Origin of the sequence: Nostoc sp. ChiQUE01b (assembly GCF_034531255.1) — a bacterium.
GTDB lineage: Bacteria > Cyanobacteriota > Cyanobacteriia > Cyanobacteriales > Nostocaceae > Nostoc.
In genome coordinates this window covers 19,311-39,101 of record NZ_JAVRBM010000070.1, presented here as the reverse complement: position 1 = coordinate 39,101, position 19,791 = coordinate 19,311, and the positions used below count along the sequence as shown (strand labels likewise).

The following is a 19,791-nucleotide window of genomic DNA, read 5'->3' as shown; positions in this document are numbered from 1 at the left end:
TGAGTTTTGTAAACCCCACAATGGAGATGTGTGGTAATTACGGCGTTGGTGGGATAAAAAAAGCTGTCTGTGGCAAACAGGTGTTATCTGAAGGGCAGTATTGCTTTTGAGAATTGCGGTTGATTCGCATAGAGGAATTTAGTCATTGAAATGCTTTGGTGAAAAGTGCGATCTTTGGCGAATAGAGATGAAGTTGCTGGCTGCTAAAAGTCAGGTTATTTCGTGTTTGGGATCGATAGACAAGCGATCGCCAAGCCTGGTTTTTTTTGACTAGAATGGGGTGGGTATCTCTACACAAATATTCAACGTAGAGCTAGGTCAATTGTTTAGAACAGCAAGAAGCGATCGTCATTATCTGTGTAGAGACTTTACAATGTAACGGCTCTAGGAAATTTAAGGTATATTCTAAAAACTAATAAAATGACAGCGATAATTATATGGTCTGCTGCCTAAATCCTAATTGCGAGAATCCCAAAAATCCTGACGGGGCAAATTTCTGCCTCAGTTGTGGCACAGAGTTGGTATCGCTATTGAGAAATCGTTACCGAATCATCACACCATTAGGGAGAGGAGGTTTTTCACGCACATATATTGCAGAAGATATAGATAAGCTCAATGAACGATGTGTTGTTAAACAGCTGGTTCTAAGTCAATTTTATGCCAGTCAGGGTAGTCAGGCACATAAAAAAGCGACTGAGTTGTTTGAACGAGAAGCCAAACGTCTTAAAGAACTAGGAGAACATGTCCAAATTCCTAATTTGTATGCATATTTTAAGGAAGCTGAGTATTTGTATTTAGTGCAGCAGTTTATCGAAGGGCAAAATCTGTTACAAGAGTTAAAACAACAAGGAGTTTTTGATGAAGCCAAAATTCGAGATTTTTTAAGTGATTTATTATCTGTGCTGGTAGATATACATAAACAGCAAGTAATTCATCGAGATATTAAACCAGAAAATATTATTCGCCGTCAAAATGATGGAAAATTAGTACTAATTGATTTTGGGGTAGCAAAGCAAAAGACGGAACCTACAAACACTACGATAGGGACAATTATTGGTTCATTAGGTTATGCACCGATTGAGCAAATGCAAACGGGTAAAGTTTTTCTGTCTAGTGATATTTACAGTTTAGGAATAACTTGCTTTCAACTGCTGACCAATATTTCTCCTTCGAGTTTGTGGATGAAACAAGGCTATGGTTGGACTTCTAATTGGCGGCAGTATTTAAGGCAACCCATAAGTCAAGAATTAGAGGTAATTCTTAATAAGTCACTACAAGAAAATCACCAACAGCGTTATCAATCTGCACAGGCTGTCTTACAAGACTTGAGTAAGTTGCCACCCCTAAAGTCTACATTAACTCCTACAGTTATTCCACCTACTCTGCCATCAAGAGTGCAACCACAAAATCAACATCAGTCAACTCGATATCTACCGCAATTCTCTAACAGGAGATTATTGTCTGGAGTAATAATAGCTGGATCGGGTAGTTCATTTTTAGCGATCGCACTGATAAGTTTCCTCGGAACTACTTGGATTAGCTCTGGATTGTGGTTGCTAATTTTAGGAGGATTAGTCTTTATTCAATCGCGCCCACTTCTAGAAAAAGCTTATTTAATTGTTATTGCTATCATCGCCAACTTACTCGTTGTCTTGATTTTCAGAAATCTTCTAACTAATAATCTTCTCAAAGCTGGTTTTAATGGACTATTACTTGTAGGACTACTAGTTATTTTGGCAGGTTTATTGACAGTTATTATTTTAGGTGCATCTGAAATAATCAATAAAATTATTGCTAAATATTTTTAACTTTTTTGTTTTGCTCAATCGTTATAAATCTCTTTCAGATAAATTTTGTAAAATTTTGGTAATTATTCATGACAAATAAGAAAGAAAACTTGAGACTGCTTATTTCTCTTGGTCTGGCTGGGGTAATGGTAGCAGCTATTTTATGGTTAATTAGCAAAGTTTCTTCTACTATCGTAACAACACCATCAAACCCCACACAAACTTCATCTTCATTGACAAATAAGCCGTCACTAATGAATTTGGGTACAAGGATTTTGGTGAAAGTGCAAACATCCCCGGAAAAAACAGATGGAGTTAAAGCCTTTGCTGAGAAAGATTTCGGTACTGCCGTTAAAAAATTTACTGATTCTTTGAAAAATAATCCCAATGACCCAGAAACTTTAATTTATTTAAATAATGCCAAAATAGCAAGAGATAATTCGGAAGCTTTAAAAGTTGCGATCGTCGCACCAATTAACTTTGATCCTAGTTTAGCAGAAGAGATTTTACGCGGTGTAGCTCAAGCTCAAAATGAAGTTAATAACCAAGGAGGAATTAATGGTAAAAAATTGCAAATTGTAATTGCAAGTGCTGATAATAGAGAAGATTCTGCACGGCTAGATAATGAATTAGTTCAAGATAAAAGCCTTGTAGCTGCCGTGGGTGTTAGACGTAAAGCAGAAATTTATAAAGAGAAAGGTTTGGTTTTAGTCTTGCCCGTCGAGCTACCAAATCAAGCAGAAAATCCAGCAAAATTAGATAATAATACAGTAAATAGTCAGTCTAATAGTTCTAGAAGTAACTATTTGTTTCATGTAAATCCTTTATATACTAATTTAGTAGATACTCATTCTCGCTACATTGCTCGACAAGCAAGAAATGTTGCTATTTGTGGCGATGTTCGTAGTTCAAGAGATAATTCAACTTCTTCATCAAATCAGATACTTGTAGAACAGTACACTCAAGCTATCAAAAATTATGGCAGCAACGTTATTACTACGCCTTGCAATTTAGCAGATAAGAATTTTGACCCTAAAGCTTTTGTGGATAAAGCCATAGAAACAGAAAATGCAAGTGGCTTTTTACTAATGCCTTCAATCAGAAATATATACTTTGCCACCAAGGTAGCACAAGAGGTTAAAGGTAGAAAACCACTGTTTGCTTCTGAAACTATGTACAGTGCTACAACTTTACAAAATGGCAAGGATCTCGAAGGAATGGTTTTACCTGTGTATTGGCATCGTAATGCTAATAAAGATAACCCCTTTGCAAAAAATGCCTTTCAGCTTTGGAATGCCCAAGTAAATCAGAGAACGGCGGGAGCTTATGATGCGCTCCAAGCAATTATTGCTGGCTTAAAACAAGACAGTACCCGCGAAGGATTACAAAGGGTATTATCTAATCCAAATTTTTCAACATCTGGAGCAACCGGAATGATTCAGTTTTCGCCTTCCGGGGAGCGTCAAGGAGAAGCTTTACTTGTCAAAATCGAGCGTTGTGAGTCTTGTTCTAGTGGAACTGGTTACGATTTTGCCCTCTTGAATAAGAAGTAGTTTTTTTGATGTTAATTTTCATTCTCAAGATATAGGTTGCTTTTAAATAGGTAATCTATTCAATTTGAATGTCATCCTAAACTGCTTGATTTGATTGCAACTAAAATTGAAGCGATCGCTTCAATTTTTCTCTAACGAAAAGTTTTGTTTATCTACCCAGAGTTGTGAGAGCGATCGCTCAAAAGAAAGATGGAATCTTCCTAACCTCTGTGTCAAGGTTATATCAGTAAGAATTACGAACACTTTGCCGACGGAGAACACAGATGGTAGCTACATTAGATGATACCAAACGCAACGCTATTGCTGTAAAACTTGCAAGTATTAAGGCACTGCAACAGTTAGTCATCGAAAATGAACAATTGCTTTTGACGCAAGGGCTTGATGCCGAAATTGCCGATCGCATCCGAAATTTCATCAATGATGACGAAAAAAATCTTGGCATTTTAGAAACTGTAATTGGTCAGTATGGCATTCAGGCTGAACCCAAAAAAAATGTAACAGAATTCATTGAAAAAGCTCGCGAATTGTTCAAAGGTTCTGAGTTGAGCCTGTATGAAAAAGTATCTCAGCATGAGCTGCTGAAACATCAACTAGTAACAAGTGGCTTGATAGTTCACAAGGCTGCTCAAAAAGTAGGTGCTGACGTTTTGCTAGCGATCGGGCCTTTGAATACCATTAACTTTGAGAACCGCGCTCACCAAGAGCAACTTAAAGGCATTCTGGAGGTTCTGGGTGTCCGCGAACTCACTGGACAAGATGCAGATCAAGGAATTTGGGCACGTGTTCAAGACGCTGTGGCCGCAGTCAGTGGTGTAGTAGGTAGCGCTGTCACCCAAAACAGCGACAAAAAGGATCTAAATATCCAAGACGTTATCCGCCTCGATCACAACAAGGTAAATACCCTGTTCACCGAACTACTGCAAAGCAACGATCCACAAAAGATCCAAGAGTACTTCGGTCAAATTTACAAGGATTTAACTGCCCACGCTGAAGCTGAAGAGGAAGTAGTTTATCCAAGAGTACGTGCTTTCTACGGTCAAGATAATACCCAAGAATTGTTTGACGAGCAAGCTCATGCGAAGCAAGCATTAGAGGAAATTAAGGCTATTAGCCCATCTTCACCTCAATTCAAAGAGAAAGCTAAACAGCTATTGGATGAACTTGGCGATCATATTCGTCAAGAAGAAAGCACACTATTCACAGCTATTCGCAATAACTTAAGCACTGAGCAAACTGAGCAATGGGCTACTGAATTCAAAGCCGCTAAGACCCGAATTCAAGAGAAATTGGGTGTTGTTAGCGAATCCAATGTGTAGAATGCTTTTGAGCTTTCTATATCCGCTAAAAAAAGTTAGTTAAACAAAAACTCCCAGCGTTGATGTGCTGGGAGTTTTTGTTTACAAATTTTGTTGACAATATTTATAAGCTGTGTATGCCATAGTTACAACTCCGGTAATAATGGCAGATTCATCGACTTCAAATTGGGGATGGTGTAATGGGTGGTTAATGATTCTTTCTTTATAGCCGACACCCAAGCGAAACATGGAACCGGGGGCGTGTTCCAAATACATAGAAAAATCTTCAGCACCAAGGGAAGGTTCGGGTAAGACTTGAACGCGATCGCTACTCCAAGCTTCCTCTGCGGCTGATTGTAACAATTGCGTCAAGGTGTAATCATTTTGGACACTGGGTACACCTTGGTGATAATTGACTTGATACTTTGCTCCGTAGGTATGGCAAACATTAGCTACAATGTTTTCAATCCAGTTTGGGAGATGGGCACGGGTTTCGGGATGGAGCGATCGCACGGTTCCAAATAACTGCACTTTATCCGCAATTACATTCGGCGCTTTGCCACCATTAATTTTCCCGATGCTCAATACTACAGGACGCAAGGCATTTTGTGTCCGGCTGATAGCTTGTTGCAATGCAGTAATCACTTGGCAAGCAATCCAAATCGCATCAATCGCCTCATGGGGACGCGCCCCGTGCCCAGATTCTCCCATAATCAGAATCTCTAAATTATCAGAGGCGGCTGTCAATGCTCCGTAACGCACACCAATAGATCCTGCGGGTATAGAAGGGAAAACATGAACCCCTAATACAGCCGAGACGTTTTCCATCGCCCCATCTTTCACCATCCAGTTTGCACCTTGAGCAATTTCCTCGGCGGGCTGAAATAAAAACCGCACTTTCCCACCCAACTCCTCTGCCACTTGAGACAGCACCATCGCTGTTCCTAATCCCACGGTGGTATGGACATCATGACCACAAGCGTGCATAATGCCCTCTGCACGAGAGGCATATTCCAAATTTGTGCCCTCTTGAATTGGCAAGGCATCCATATCAGTGCGAATTGCCAATAAACGGTCATTTTGGCCAGTGCCTTGAAGTTCTCCAATGACACCCGTTTTGCCAACTCCCTCTTGTACGTGCAGCCCACTGGAAGACAAAACACCAGCTACGAAAGCTGCTGTTTGGTACTCCTGACCACTGAGTTCTGGGTGAGAGTGGATGTGGCGGCGAATTTCAATTAAGCGGGGCGCTAGTTTTGCTGCTAAGTCTTTTATATGGGTAAGCATCGATTCAATTAATCTATAGGCTTTTTTCCCATGATAAAGAACTGTTAACAAACAAAATGCTTTTGCTATACAAGGATAGTTGATTTCTGCAAGCCGCACACTCCTGACCTCTATAGCACAAATGCCCAATGCCCCATGCCCCATGCCCCATACCCAATACCCCAGTTTATTTTGAGTAGCAGGTTGTGGCTAAAGTATTTTCGGGTTTGTACTCGTTACATTCTCTGGAATTTGGACGCTCTAACGACCAGCCATAAGATTTGTCGGAGGTGACAACACCATTATTTAAAGTTGTTAGTCGGTAGTTAGCCCCCCGAAAATTAGTAAATTGCAATTTGGCATCTTTTAAGTTTGCTGCTTCTAAATTGGCACTGATAAAGCCGGCAAAAGATAAATCGGCGTTTTCCAGGGATGCTGATTTTAAATTTGCTCCTGTTAAAGAAGCGCCACTGAGATTCACCGAATTCAGAATCGCACCTTCTAAATTTGCACCGGTGAGATCGGCATTCGTGAGATTAGCTTGAGATAATGTAGCGCCGCTCAAGTCAGCCCCTCGCAAATTTGCTCCAGTTAGATTCAGCTTAGTTAGGTCAGCGCCACTCAAATTACACCGAGGACAGGCACTTGTTGCCTTTAACTGATCCAAGTCTAGCTGATTTAATGCAAGAGCCTGCTCTGCAAACCCTAAACAAGCTAACAGAGAGACGGTGGCAACAATCTTAAGTTTCATATTTTTTACTGATATTTACAAAAATGACAAGTTACGAACATCACGTACTGTCATCCTTACATATACCGCTTCTCTAAGGAAGTACAGGGATGAAGCATTGATTAAGAAGCTGTAAAAATACTATAAATTATAATAGCAAGACTACTCAAACACAAATATAGGCTATAGAATCAAATCGTAAGGAACTATACCGAACCAATTATAGACTACCAAATATGTGATCCCCCTAGCTCGATAAAACGACTAGGGGGATCTTGTTTTTAGGCATTGGGGATTGGGGATTGGGGATTGGGGATTGGGGATTGGGTACAAGAGGCAGAGGTGCACAGGGGCAGAGGGGAAAGACTTACTCAACTTCTCCCCTGCTCCCCTGCCCCCTGCCCCCCTGCCTTCTTTATCGCCATCCTAAAAGGCGCAGTCCAGGGACAATTAGGTAATAACTCACTCCTAACCAGAAGCTGGTAAAGAAGCCTACAGAGCTAAAAAAAGTCAGAGGCAAGTATAACTCTGACCAAGCTGGTTGACTGGTAAATTGGAAAATTGGAGGTGCTAACTTTAAAAGAATTAAAACTGCATAGGCGATCGCACTGCCAAAGGCTGCGAACACCGCGTACACTACATGATGGCTGCGAAGTCCTAAACTCAGGGTGAGTAGGCAAACTGCCACTAAAATCACTGCCACTAAGCCCTCGCCGCTATCTTTTGGGGTGATTAATTGCAAAATCAACCAGCCGAAGCCATAGCTAATCATGCCCATCAGGGAAGCCACTAAAAACCGCCGCCGTTGACCAAAACACCCGGATACTGTCAGCCCCCATGCGGTTCCCCAGCCTGCGGCGACGAATACCAAAATATCTGCCCCGAAGACGGGTTGAGTATTTGGCACTAATTGGTTGAGCTGACTTCCAATAAATTCCACAACCTGACGCCCCAAGCTGGTGCGATAGGCCAAAATAAAACCAGCGATCGCACCAAAACCAGCGCCGATACTACTCAGGATCATCGCCCAAATTGTCGCCAAACAAGCTCGGAAAATTTTGATGATTGTCTGAGCGATAAAAATAACGGTTTTGGTAACAGCTTGGCTAAAGTTAGCTAAAACTTGTTCGATAGCTTGTGTTATGAGTGTAAATCTCTGGGAAACTTGCGTTGAGGCTTGCTTAAATTTGTCTTGCAGTTGGGTAAATAACTTTCGTGGCGGTAATGGTTGAGAAATCTTCGCCAAACGTTTTTGAATTATAGCTGCATTTGCTGGACGCGATCGCACATCTTCTTGCACCATCTCATCTAGCAAATCTGCTAGTTGCGGATTGACATTCACCGCAGTTCGCCAGCGTAATTTACCCGTTTGCTGATCTTCCAACTCTAGCGGGTATTTGCCTGTTAGTAGTTCAATCACCGTTCGACCAAGGGCATAAAAATCGGCACTTGGCCCAACAATACCTCCAGTCACTTGTTCTGGTGGACTATAGCCAGAAGAAAATAATCGCGTGGAACTAGACTGAGAACGGAGCTTAGAGGCGCTAAATTGTTTCGCCCCGCCAAAATCAATTAACACCAGGCGATCGCCCTCTGTTTGTCCTTGAGGAGGCATTACAGACGGCGAAGAAGTGCCCAGCATTAAATTAGAAGGTTTAATATCCCGGTGAAGAATCTGACGTTTGTGTAATTCCTGTAAAATTTGTACAGCTTGGGCAAACCAGTTTAAAACCAAACTCTCTGGACACCCTTGGGGAAAATCTTTTAATATCTCCTCTAAAGTCCGCCCATTAATTTTTTCCATTACCAGACAAGGCAGTTGGTGCGGTTTAGGATTAAACAGGTTTACGTTAAAACATCCATCGGCATCGACTGTGGGGACACCAGGATGCTGCAAGCTAGATAAAACTGCTGCCTCTTGGGTAAATAATTCCAGTGCTTTTGGCGAATCTTCTACCAATACTTTCAGTACTTTCTCTGTTTGAGTTTTTTCATCCCAAACCGTGTATATTTGGGCAAATCCTCCCGATCCCAAAGGCTGAAGTGGAACATAGCGGTCTAACAACTCTAGCGGTGCGCCACAGCTGTTGCAAAATTTGTTTCCCCAAGGCTGAGGATAAGGACGTTGACAATCAGGATTTATACAGTGAACCGCCCTCTGAGTGATGTGGGACACAACCGCTACAATACAAAGGCTGACTTGATTTTAACGTTTCTTTAGGTTTCCTGATTTGAAAATAGACAAAAGGAAAACCCTCATAAATTTTATGAGGGCATTCGTTTATATTTACAACAGAATTCAAAGAAGGTGAAGTACACAACTATTCCTGTCAAAACAAGATATAAAGCCTGTTTTACTTCTGAATTCTGACTCCTGAATTCTGACTCCTGAATTCTGCTGTATGTCAGCCCTTAATTCCGAAAACTTCTCTTACTTTGTCTGTGCTTGGCAACTTCTTTGCGCTTGCGTTTTTCTAAGGGTGTTTCAAAATGACGATGCTTTCTCATGTCTGGAAAAATTCCCGCCTTGGAAACTTCTCGTTTAAATCGTCGTAAGGCTGACTCAATGTGTTCATTGTCACCTACAATTACTTGGGTCATTATTTCTCCTAACTAAGTTGACTTCATCAATGGCTATGCAGGCGGTAACATTACAAAAAAAAGACAGACTTTTGTTTGTCTGACCTTAAGACTCTTGGTAAGTTTTTTGTTTCCAAGATTAGTAGCGTCCGCCGCGTCCACCGCCGCCGCCGCCGTATCCTCTGTTACCACCACCAAAGGAACCTCTATCACCTCTGTCTTCCTTGGGTTTAGCCTTATTCACTTTCAAGTCACGACCCATCCACTCAGCACCGTCGAGAGCTTCAATGGCAGCAGTTTCTTCAGCTTCAGTTCCCATTTCCACAAAGGCAAAGCCCCGTGGACGACCTGTTTCACGATCAGTAGGTACTTGAACGCGCTTTACAGTACCATATTCTGCAAAAATACCACTTAAATCTTCTTGTGTAACGTCATAAGAGAGGTTACCTACATAAATTGACATCGATTATCTCCAAAATCATCACTGTGTAGAGATTTTAATTTCTCTCAGAAGTCTGTAAATACTAAAAGGAAAAAGCCTTTCAATACTAAAACCAAAGACATCACTGAATTAACTCTCATAAATCTAGGATGACATACAAGCCAACTCTTTGCATCCAGTAGATAGTTAACCAGTGATGCGATCGCTTAGATGCGATCGCCCGCCCCCATATACCCTAAGTACAATCCACCGCAAAAAGGGGTTGGAAATGGAAGAAGATAAATACTGTAGGGTGATATAGAAAATCAGACATGCAGGGGCGCATCTTTAATATCCGAATTGAACGTTTGACTGTATTAACCATGAAGCATTACTTCAAAATTTTAATACGAAAGGCAAAGTCAGGCAACAAATATAAAACTATTGTGACTTGTACTCTTTTGGAAAACCTGCTATGAAAGTAACTGCGATGCTTACGGCGGCAAGCTACGCGAGTCTTTTTCTTTGGCGCTAGCCTCTTTTTTTGGAAAAGGGGAGTAATATCATGTCCGGTTAAAGACTTATCATTAAGACCGCAGGGGGCTTCAGGGGCTTCAGGTGCAGAGGGGAGGGGTTTTTGGGCTTTCTGCATAGACATAGATTTGAAAATTATAGCAAAAGCCTTGGTGGTTAGGACATCAAGAGATGATAAAACTTAGACACCAAAAGACTTTTCACCCAGTCCCCAGTCCCTTGCTATAAAATCATGTTCGGCTAATTAACCCAAGTTGCAATGTTAAATTGCCGAATATCACCTTTCCAAGCTGTCTCCAATTCAGCTTTGACAACTTGAGCGGCCTCATCTTTGCCTAGTGCTTGCAAACTTGCCTGCAAGCCAAATAGAGAACGTCCATTGTGGGGATATTTTTTTAAATCGGCACGAAAGACTTTCTCAGCTTCTCTATAGTCACCCTTAGCTAAAAGCACAGCACCCAAAGATTCCCGCGTCGGAAAATACCAGTCTGGTGGTTCCACGTAATTGAGGGCATCTTCTGCTAGTACTGCTTTTTCTAGCAATAAAATGGCAGATTGATAATCATCCTTTTCTGTAGCAATTTTGGCGTTTAGAACTTTTGAGGCAATGTCTAAAATGCAACTAGCGGGACTGAATCCAATGGTTGCTTTGGTGGAAATTCCCTCTTTAGCAGCCAGTAATGCCCGACTTTCACTTGCGGCATCTTCAAGTTTGCCTGTGGCTGCGTTTGCCATACCGCGAGCAAAATGCCAAAGTGCTGTGGTAGTGGGCAATTTAACTTCGGGAGCAGGAGTTTTTAAGATGGCATCCCAATCACTAAAGCGTGTCTGAATCAGCATTTTACTACCGAGGAATCCCTCAAGCATTGGTGCATACGGGTCAATTGCAGTAGCATTTGCAACTAATTTATCTGCGGATTTAAGAGCATCTTCATATCTTCCTGCCATGCTGCTGGCCACCATGAGAAAATGTACGTTGTGGTTGTAGTACATCATGGGGTAAGTGCCGTGGACTTGATATTTTTTGATGTAAATATCATCTTGAGCGATCGCCTGCTGATTTGCCTCCATTGCCCCTTCATAATCTCCTACACGAAAATAAATATGAGAAGGCATGTGTACCAAGTGTCCCGCCGCTGGCGCTAGAGTTCCGAGTCGTTTAGCACTGACAAGGGCCCGTTCTGGAGAAGGTGAGGCTTCCACTGCATGGATATAGTAATGGTTAGCTCCTGCATGATTCGGGTTACGTTTGAGAACTGATTCTAAAATAGCCACAATTTCTTCTGTATCTGGCTGTGGCTTACCATCTTTAGTCCAGTGCTGCCAAGGATGCAGATCCATCAGGCTTTCAGCGTAAAGTGTCGCTGCATCCAAATCATCAGGATAGCGCTTGACTAGGTTTCCCATTGCTTTGGCGTAGTAAAGTGCTAGTTGATACAAATCAGCATCGGCATCTTGAGAGTAACGTTTTGCTAAGGCGGTAATGTAGTCTCGTTCTTGGGTGGAAGCTTGGGTAGAAAGTGCCAAAGCTTGCTGTACTGCTTGGTAAGCAGCTAATTCCCGATTGGGGTCTATTGCCGAGTTAATGTTGGGCCCCAAGGCTAAAGCAACACCCCAATATGCGATCGCTAAATGCGGATCGAGTTTGGCAGCATATTGAAAAGAACGCACTGCCTCATCATGATTGAAAGCGTAAATTAAATTTAATCCCTGATCGAAAAACTCTTGAGCTTGGGGATTAGAAGTAGAAACTGGATGGTGGATTTTGCCAAGTCCAGATATTAAGTTGTATGGCTGTTTTACTTCAGCGTAGACGTGTTGATGTAAATTCTCGTCGAGAAGCGGCTTGTTGTCAGATATCGCCGCACTAGGAGCGACTAAAGAGAATATAAGCACCCAAACTAGAAATAAGTACTTCATGATTATTTTTCTTCAAGCTCTTTTTTAATATTCAAATGCCACAGTTTCTCTAAAGAAGCAACTTTTCGGCGAAAAACAGCAGCCCGGTGTTTTTTATAAATATTAAACCCTACAAACACAATCATTGGAATCAAGATAGAATATCCGATGAAAATGTTAACAGATGAATCAGTTTGCATCCTAGAGTCTATATATTGGGAGTTGAGAGTTGGTTGAGTACTAGAATTTGATTGCATAAATATCTTCATAAAGACTACAAGTAATAAGCTAGAAATAAATGTGAATAATTGTTCCTGCTGTTTTTGAACAGAAATTAGTCACAAGTTCTATTAGGTAGTTCAAAGCCGCTGCTGAGACTTCTCTATGCCTTCTTCCACTAGCTAAACTATTCTTCAGTTAAAACCTGAAAAATTATGTTGATTTCTGCTAAATTTTGTGACAAAATCCTTATTCTATAAGCTACTGTTCCTAAAGTATTTACTGAAAATTCAACTATTTTTAGTGCCAGTTATTTCTAATACTGGCTTAAGTAGTCAGAGTTGCAAAAGCGATATACAGAGGATTGCACGTTCGTAAGTGACTGTTAAGAAAGATGTGACTAATGTATAACCAATATCATGGCTGTCTACCTGAAGTTATAAATGATTTTGTCTGAAGATAGAACAATAAAATGATCCCTTTCCCTCTTTTGGATATTACTTGAATTTCCAAAGATGAATTTTAAGGTTAAATAACTATGTACAATGGACACAAATATTTGTTATAAAAACATCGTCAGATAGAAGAATTAAAAGTTTTCTAGAAGTAATCTATAAACATTGCAGCGCTTTTCAAGCAAGCAACAACTAATCAACACCTGACATACTTTAGGAACAAAAAATATGAGTATCGAAGATAAAGCAAAAGCTTTTGCTAAAAATGTCGAAGGAAAAGTACAAGAGGCAATTGGCGAAGTAACTGGTGATCCTAAAGATAAAGCTGAAGGTAAAGCTAAACAAGCTGAAGCCCAAGTCCGTCACACTGCTGAGAATATCAAAGATGAAGTTAAAAAGACTTTAGAATAGTACAGCGTGACAGAGGTTTTCCTCGCTGTAACAAGTTGCTCAAGTAACTAGATTTTGGCGGTAATGTAATAGGTGAAATTTTATTTAGGAAGAAGGTTTAAGTTAAATAATTATTTACTGAACCTTCTTTATTTATTAACTCCTGTAGGTTGGGAAGATAAACACCGTCCTGATATTGTTCCAGAAATCGATCGGGAATAATTTTTTGTCTGCCTACTTTTAGTTTTCGTCAGCTAAAGGTAGACGTATAGTAAATGTACTACCCTTGCCTGGTTCAGATGTCACATCGATTGTGCCTTGATGTGCTTCAATAATACAGCGAGATAAATATAGTCCCAAGCCACTACCAGAACGTTGGTGTTTCCCTTGACGAAATCGCTCGAATAGTATTGCCTGATCTGGTTTAGAAATTCCTGGCCCTGTATCTCGGATATCAATATTCACAGCTACCGGAGTCAGATAGCAGTGAATATCTACAGAACCTTTGTCTGTAAATTTGATGGCATTGCCGATGAGATTTGTCAAAACTCGCCGCAGTTCTAAGCGATCGCCCATAATAGTGCTTGCAGTTTCACCTCGATCAATGTTTACAGCTAATCCTTTTTCTTCAGCTAAAGGAGTTAATTCTTGGGAAACTTCACTAACTAATTCCTGAATATTGCAGGGAGAAATTTTTAAGGTTTTACAGCCCGCTTCATGACGATAAACTTCTAACAAGGTATTTACCATTTCCAGCAGGTCTTGATTGCTGCCAATCATGGTATCAATTATTTCTTGCAATTCTGGCGAAACATCGCAAAACCTGCCTTCCAGCAATAATTTTAATACACGGTTGGAGGCTACTAGTGGTATGCGTAAATCGTGAGTAAAACGCGAGACAAAATCTGCTCGGAGGTTCGCCATCTGATCTCGTTCGTCGATACTATGCTTGAGGCGCAGGAGCGATCGCACCCTTGCATGTAGTTCATCAGGATCGAATGGTTTGCGAATGAAGTCATCTGCACCAGCGTCAAGTCCTTCAACAACGCTAGACTCATAGTGAGCCGTAAGCAGCAGAATCGGGATAAATGGCAACGCCTGATTCTGTCGGATGCGCCGAGTAAATTCATAGCCATCTAGCTCCGGCATCATCACATCTAATAGAATTATGTCTGGCGGTGACTCTTCAACCATAGCCAGAGCAATTTTGCTATCTTCTACCAAGCTAATTTCATAGTCCTCATCTTCTAGGACTGCTTCTAAGACCAGTAGATTGTCAAAAACATCATCAACAACGAGAATTTTATCTTTTTTGACAGTTTTAGGTAAAGACATGGCTAAATAAAAAAAGAAGTGCTTGGCTATCCCTAGCAAATCTAGTAATAGCTTACTTCACTAGTGCTGAGATTATTAAGGATTAATATTTTCTTTTAGAATTTCCTGAATTAAATACCTATTTTCTAAGTAATAATACTTTTGTTTTATTAATCAGCGTATAAATTAACAGCTACAGCTATTTTTAGATGAAGAAGGGGAAGGGGTCTTGGGGTTCCCCATATTTAAAAATAGGGGTTTCAAGCATCGACGCGGCTTACTTATCGCACTACGGGGCAGGTATTTATTATCTTCTTTTAATATTCTCCATATTTAAAAATACTTGCTCTGTACCGTGTGGGGAAAAGTTTTAACTTTAATTCCTTTACCCCTTCCCCTTCCCCTTTTTGGTAAATAGACCACGCAGTAGGGGCACAGCAATGCTCAGTGGTGTCAACTTAACGTAAAAACCAGTCTAGACATAGCTTTGAGAGATTGTCTCGTTGTCTCGTTAAGAGTCTCCGACTGGGAATGCCGTCTTAGAGGCTCCGGCTCAAGACTTGCGGCAGCAGCCCAATGATGTGCATTTCCAGCAATAGGCTGGAAACGAGGTTTGAAAAGGGTTTCAGCTTAAGTTGACACCACTGAGCAATGTTGTGCCCCTACGACAGATGTGGTTCAAATAAATATTGAGATGGCAAATGAAAAATTCTCTACCATAAAACATCACTCATCAGGTTAATGTATAGAAATATTTTTTGATTATTGATTAAATTATATTGTCATATCGAAACTCTTGCCTTAGAAAGGCTTACGAGATAAGGTTATCTATGTCTAATGGTAGATGAAGTTCAGGGAATAATACCAAACGCATTGCTTTTTGTATAAGATCCCGAATAGAAGAACGAGATTATTTTAATCTGTACTTTAGATAAATAACAGTAAAGTTAAGCAACTATGAGTGAAATCAAGATCCTTGTAATTGAAGATCACAACCTGACAAGAATCGGCTTGCGGTCTGCTTTACAAACCCAGCCAGAGTTTAACATTGTTGGTGAAGCAGCCAATGCAACCGACGGTATCAAGCTTCTAAAAACTCTCAAGCCGGATGTTGCTACTATTGACATTGGTTTGCCTGACATGGATGGTATTGAGCTAACACGCACATTTAGGCAATATCAGGCAGAGAATGAGGACTATACAACAAAGCTGCTAATTTTAACGATGCAAAATAGCGAACAAGCAGTTTTAGCAGCATTTGCAGCAGGTGCAGATTCTTATTGCATGAAGGATATAGAAACAGAGAAACTAGTAGAGGCTGTGCAAACGACTTATGCAGGTAGCTCATGGATCGATCCAGCGATCGCAGACCTTGTATTACAACAAATACGTCAAGATTTCCCCGATGGCAACAAAGGCGCATCTGGAAAAAGAGTTTTGATTGAAGGTATTGACCCAGATGTTGAAAAAAGTATCGTCACCTATCCTTTAACTCATAGAGAGATGGATGTTTTAGAGTTGATTGTCGCTGGCTGTGACAATGCAGAAATTGCTAAAAGGCTCTATTTAACAGTCGGTACTGTCAAAACTCATGTTCGAGGTATTCTCAATAAACTCTGTGTTGCTGACCGGACACAAGCTGCTGTCCGTGCTTTGCGGGCGGGATTAGTACCGTGAGCAAGTAAGTAACCATCATCAACTGCGTACACAAGAACACTTAACAAATAAAAATATTTCTTTCCCAGTCTCCAGTGAATTGTTTTTTGGTCAAAGCAGTTAACTGGGACAAAGATTTATGAAGAAATTGTTACAAAGTTTAGTAGAATGACATAATTGACTAAATAAGTATTTTTATATACATACATGATAATAGAGCATTGATAGCCGCTCACTATGGGTAGGCTATCAATTCCAAATCATTCTCAGGATGCCCAAGATGTTTTTTCTGGAAAAGCTCCTTTTTTCCAATTTTGCCAAACCTTTACTGCTGCTCGTTGAAAAAATGCCTGCGAGTTCTGCTCTGGGGTTTCTTGAAGTTCCTTAATTTCTCCACTCAATTTATCTATCCATAAAGAGCCGAGACGATCTTCATGTGCGCCAAAGCGGTAAGTAACGCCGGTCTCATCCTCCTTTTCTTTTAGAATCAATACATAAAAAGCCATAACAAATTAATTTGGTCTTTAAAAGTTGGATACTTTAGTTTTAACTCATTTGAGTTCTGCTCATGTTACCAAGGGACTCCACAAATGACCAGAGCGTTCAGTAGCATAATGAGCTGTACGGTAGTTAGTATGGAAAATGCCTTCAAACCTCGATTCAAAGTATTCATGTTCCAGTAGTCTCAAATCTTCAGGGTCAAAATTACCTCGCTGTAACCTAATCCAGGCATCTGCTATATCTGGATCTGGACTAAAGCGGTTAAATCCGAGATCATAATCCAACTGGTGTTCATCATAAAATAAATGTTTTTTGATCCGACGAATGCGAAACTCTGCCCATCCAGTGTTACGTGCAATCGTTGCTATATCGTCAGCATCACGAATAGCATCATACGCTTCAGGAGCATACTCAAGAAAGCGCTTTAAATATTCCATTTTTTAAATTAATTAATATAAATAGTCAATATATAATCCGAGAATAACACTATTTTTCAATCATTAGGTAAAATAATATATTAATAAAAAATAAAATGTAAATATTTGAGATGGGTATGCAAACTACCACAACAGATAATTAGATCGCTAATAAACAAATCAACCCTTTACATGGGATGCTAGTTGATGATTAGTGAGTTTTACCAATGTCTGTTGTTTCTGCTATCACTGTTACCGTTCCTGCCACCACTGCGAATTTAGGGCCTGGTTTTGATTGCATCGGTGCAGCTTTAAAGTTGTACAACGAGTTCAAGTTCACTCGCCAAGAAGGTGGGCTAACTATTCATGTCACTGGTACAGAAGCCCAACGAGTCCAAACTAATGAGAGCAATCTCCTTTACCAAGCGTTTGTCAAGTTCTATCAACATATAGAGCAAACACCGCCGACTGTGAAAATAGAGATTAAGTTAGGTGTACCGTTGGCGCGGGGTTTGGGTAGTTCGGCGACAGCAATTGTTGGTGGGTTGGTTGCGGCTAATCAACTTGAGGGTGCGCCTATAAGTCAATCGCAGGTGATGGAGTTAGCGATCGCAATGGAAGGACATCCTGATAATGTAGTTCCAGCTTTGTTGGGAGGATGTCGTCTTGCTGCTACCAGTGGCGCAGGTTGGGAAATTTGTGATGTTCCCTGGCATAAAGATGTTGTACCAGTTGTGGCTATTCCTGATTTTGAACTTTCCACCCAGGAAGCGCGGGGCGTTCTGCCAACTGAGGTAAGTCGCACCGATGCGATTTTCAATACAGCCCATTTGGGGTTATTGTTGCGCGGCTTGGAAACTGGTAACGGACAATGGTTAAAGACGGCTTTACAAGATAGATTGCATCAGCCCTATCGCAAAGCTTTGATTCCTGGTTATGATGCTCTCAACATCGCAGCTGTTAGTGCTGGTGCTTATGGTATGGTAATTAGTGGTGCAGGGCCGACACTGTTAGCTTTGGCGGATAAGTTACACTCAAAGGCTGTGGAGGCGGCGATGTTAGCTGCTTGGCAAGAAGAAGGAATTACAGCCGAGGTGCGATCGCTTTCTCTAGATACCCAAGGTGCAAAAAGCTTTTAATATTTTACTCAGCACTTAAAACTCGATTTATGGAGCAAACTCAGGCTGAAATAGCGGCGCTTAAATCTCAAATTCAGGCTCTTTTAGAAGAACGCGCTGCACTCACTATTAATAATGTCATCTCTAGCGAGAATGATTCACCCCAAGCGATGGTGGAAGCTTACCGCCGTCAAGCCAGAGAAAATGCCCAATTATCAGTTGAACTCCAAGGCATAGATGCAGCGATCGCTGCCTTGGAAACCCAGATTAAACAAAAACAAACTAAATTAGTGCGTTGGCAAGGTGAATCCAAACAACTTATCCAACAGCAGCAGCTAGAGGAAGCGAAAGAAGTGGCTCAGTTTCATGCTCAACGCATTAATCAACTAGCAAGTGAACTGGCCGCAGAAGTCCGTTTTCTTAAAGCTTGTGCCAATCAACTGAGTCCAATGTATTGGCAGATTTATTACAAGCCCTTTATTACTGGCTTTAAGACAATCTCCGTTCCCTATGTCCGCTCTGATGGGGAAGTATGGACAATTGTCAACCGGATTGTTTAACAAAGTTTGGGGATTTAAGTCCCCTGCCTCTACAGGCAGAACGTTTTGTGTAGGGGTTTAAATCCCCGTCACAAAACGTAATTGCGAATTGCGTTAGCGAGTCTTCTCCCAAGGGGAGACGCCAAGGGCGAACGAGCGTCATTGCGAATTGCGAATTGGTTTAACGCACTGGCTCCTTTTGACTTCCGCCTTGCGGCACTAGTGCATATCAACTTTGAGAGAGGGATTTAGGCTCAGGGTTCAAAGATATTTCTTCCAAAATGAGATGCTCCCTGATGCTCAAAGATAAATGCTGGCTTTCTTCACAAGTTCCTCAAATTGTTTTGCTATAAATATAAATATAGGGCGAAAATCTTTAAGATATTTAAAATTCAAAAGTTGCTAAACATAGTTGAGGGATTAGTCATTTTTGACAATCTAATATCTGGAAACCCGAAACCGTAAAGACCAATTACCAATGAAATCGGAGGTCTATATGATGTTTAAAAAGATTCTAGTTGCATTAGATCGTTCGGAAATAGGGCAACAGGTTTTTGAGGAAGCATTGGATTTAGCAAAGTTAACACAATCTAGCTTAATGTTACTTCACGTCCTGTCTTCCGAAGAAGAGGGTAGTCCTTATGTACCTATGCTGTCTAATATGGACTACTATCCAGGATTGACCAGTCAAAGCTTTGAGTTATATCAACAACAGTGGGATACCTTTAAAAATCTAGGAATCCAGATGTTGCAATCTTTCTGTGCCCAAGCAAACACAGCAGGTGTAACTACGGAATTTACACAAAATGTTGGTAATCCTGGTCGTATTATTTGTGATTTAGCCCATAGTTGTGGCGCTGACCTAATTGTTATGGGGCGTCGGGGTCATTCTCGGTTGATGGAACTATTTCTCGGTAGTGTGAGTAACTACGTTCTTCACCATGCTCGTTGTTCAGTGCATGTTGTGCATCTTTCAATTACTCCTAAAATAGATAAAGTTGTCAAAGAAACTACAAGCGCTTTCAGGGTTAACTAACTACTAAGCTATTCGACATTTAACTGGCATAATTAAAATGGGTAATACTTCGGTGTGACGCTATGCAAAATTAAAGTTGAGA

General features: G+C 40.8%; 18 protein-coding genes. 8 read left to right on the top strand and 10 right to left on the bottom strand.

Going from position 1 to position 19,791, the window contains the following annotated elements; all coding sequences use genetic code 11:
• The first annotated feature begins 437 nt into the window (after nt 1-437).
• The 3 genes from RMY63_RS31585 to RMY63_RS31575 all read left to right on the top strand — a co-directional run bounded on the left by RMY63_RS31585 (nt 438) and on the right by RMY63_RS31575 (nt 4,656).
• On the top strand, nt 438-1,808 hold the full coding sequence (locus RMY63_RS31585; RefSeq protein WP_322732475.1) for a serine/threonine-protein kinase: 1,371 nt from the start codon (nt 438-440) through the stop codon (nt 1,806-1,808).
• Between the two features lie 68 nt (nt 1,809-1,876).
• The gene (locus RMY63_RS31580) at nt 1,877-3,340 is read left to right on the top strand and encodes an ABC transporter substrate-binding protein (protein WP_322732474.1); all 1,464 of its coding nucleotides are present in this window, start codon (nt 1,877-1,879) and stop codon (nt 3,338-3,340) included.
• 263 nt (nt 3,341-3,603) lie between these two features.
• Entirely contained in the window at nt 3,604-4,656 is a 1,053-nt protein-coding gene (locus tag RMY63_RS31575; RefSeq protein WP_322732473.1) for a hemerythrin domain-containing protein, read from the top strand.
• 81 nt (nt 4,657-4,737) lie between these two features.
• Here RMY63_RS31575 and RMY63_RS31570 read toward each other — a convergent pair whose 3' ends face one another.
• The 7 genes from RMY63_RS31570 to RMY63_RS31540 form a co-directional block, all read right to left on the bottom strand.
• Nucleotides 4,738-5,922 carry a M20 family metallopeptidase gene (locus RMY63_RS31570; protein ID WP_322732484.1) on the bottom strand — a complete coding sequence of 395 codons (1,185 nt, stop codon included), beginning with the start codon at nt 5,920-5,922 and terminating at the stop codon, nt 4,738-4,740.
• Between the two features lie 166 nt (nt 5,923-6,088).
• On the bottom strand, nt 6,089-6,652 hold the full coding sequence (locus RMY63_RS31565; protein WP_322732472.1) for a pentapeptide repeat-containing protein: 564 nt from the start codon (nt 6,650-6,652) through the stop codon (nt 6,089-6,091).
• A gap of 394 nt (nt 6,653-7,046) precedes the next feature.
• Nucleotides 7,047-8,807 carry a serine/threonine protein kinase gene (locus RMY63_RS31560; protein ID WP_322732471.1) on the bottom strand — a complete coding sequence of 587 codons (1,761 nt, stop codon included), beginning with the start codon at nt 8,805-8,807 and terminating at the stop codon, nt 7,047-7,049.
• A gap of 236 nt (nt 8,808-9,043) precedes the next feature.
• Nucleotides 9,044-9,232, bottom strand: a complete 189-nt coding sequence (gene rpsU, locus RMY63_RS31555; protein WP_012407716.1) for a 30S ribosomal protein S21 — start codon at nt 9,230-9,232, stop codon at nt 9,044-9,046.
• A 118-nt stretch (nt 9,233-9,350) separates the two neighbouring features.
• Nucleotides 9,351-9,674, bottom strand: a complete 324-nt coding sequence (locus RMY63_RS31550; protein WP_322732470.1) for an RNA-binding protein — start codon at nt 9,672-9,674, stop codon at nt 9,351-9,353.
• 732 nt (nt 9,675-10,406) lie between these two features.
• Nucleotides 10,407-12,086, bottom strand: coding sequence for a hypothetical protein (locus tag RMY63_RS31545; protein WP_322732469.1), 1,680 nt, complete (start codon nt 12,084-12,086; stop codon nt 10,407-10,409).
• A 2-nt stretch (nt 12,087-12,088) separates the two neighbouring features.
• Nucleotides 12,089-12,322 carry a hypothetical protein gene (locus tag RMY63_RS31540; protein ID WP_322732468.1) on the bottom strand — a complete coding sequence of 78 codons (234 nt, stop codon included), beginning with the start codon at nt 12,320-12,322 and terminating at the stop codon, nt 12,089-12,091.
• Between the two features lie 645 nt (nt 12,323-12,967).
• Between RMY63_RS31540 and RMY63_RS31535 the strand changes: the two genes are divergently transcribed.
• On the top strand, nt 12,968-13,150 hold the full coding sequence (locus RMY63_RS31535) for a CsbD family protein (protein ID WP_289796540.1): 183 nt from the start codon (nt 12,968-12,970) through the stop codon (nt 13,148-13,150).
• A 219-nt stretch (nt 13,151-13,369) separates the two neighbouring features.
• Here the strand turns inward: RMY63_RS31535 and RMY63_RS31530 are convergent, their stop codons facing one another.
• Nucleotides 13,370-14,464, bottom strand: a complete 1,095-nt coding sequence (locus RMY63_RS31530) for a hybrid sensor histidine kinase/response regulator (RefSeq protein WP_322732467.1) — start codon at nt 14,462-14,464, stop codon at nt 13,370-13,372.
• A 936-nt stretch (nt 14,465-15,400) separates the two neighbouring features.
• On the opposite strand from RMY63_RS31530, the gene RMY63_RS31525 reads away from it, so the two are divergent.
• A complete protein-coding gene (locus RMY63_RS31525) occupies nt 15,401-16,120 on the top strand; it encodes a response regulator transcription factor (protein WP_322732466.1) in 720 nt (239 codons plus the stop codon).
• Nucleotides 16,121-16,365: 245 nt separating this feature from the next.
• Here RMY63_RS31525 and RMY63_RS31520 read toward each other — a convergent pair whose 3' ends face one another.
• Together RMY63_RS31520 and RMY63_RS31515 are read right to left on the bottom strand one after the other, a co-directional pair.
• Complete coding sequence (locus RMY63_RS31520) at nt 16,366-16,605, bottom strand: hypothetical protein (RefSeq protein ID WP_322732465.1); 240 nt, start codon at nt 16,603-16,605, stop codon at nt 16,366-16,368.
• 60 nt (nt 16,606-16,665) lie between these two features.
• Complete coding sequence (locus RMY63_RS31515) at nt 16,666-17,037, bottom strand: hypothetical protein (protein ID WP_322732464.1); 372 nt, start codon at nt 17,035-17,037, stop codon at nt 16,666-16,668.
• Between the two features lie 206 nt (nt 17,038-17,243).
• Here RMY63_RS31515 and thrB point away from each other — a divergent pair, with 206 nt between their 5' ends.
• The 3 genes from thrB to RMY63_RS31500 all read left to right on the top strand — a co-directional run bounded on the left by thrB (nt 17,244) and on the right by RMY63_RS31500 (nt 19,709).
• Nucleotides 17,244-18,155 carry a homoserine kinase gene (gene thrB / locus RMY63_RS31510; RefSeq protein ID WP_322732463.1) on the top strand — a complete coding sequence of 304 codons (912 nt, stop codon included), beginning with the start codon at nt 17,244-17,246 and terminating at the stop codon, nt 18,153-18,155.
• A gap of 29 nt (nt 18,156-18,184) precedes the next feature.
• Nucleotides 18,185-18,694, top strand: a complete 510-nt coding sequence (locus RMY63_RS31505) for a hypothetical protein (protein WP_322732462.1) — start codon at nt 18,185-18,187, stop codon at nt 18,692-18,694.
• Nucleotides 18,695-19,172: 478 nt separating this feature from the next.
• Complete coding sequence (locus RMY63_RS31500; RefSeq protein ID WP_322732483.1) at nt 19,173-19,709, top strand: universal stress protein; 537 nt, start codon at nt 19,173-19,175, stop codon at nt 19,707-19,709.
• The last annotated feature ends 82 nt before the right edge of the window (nt 19,710-19,791 follow it).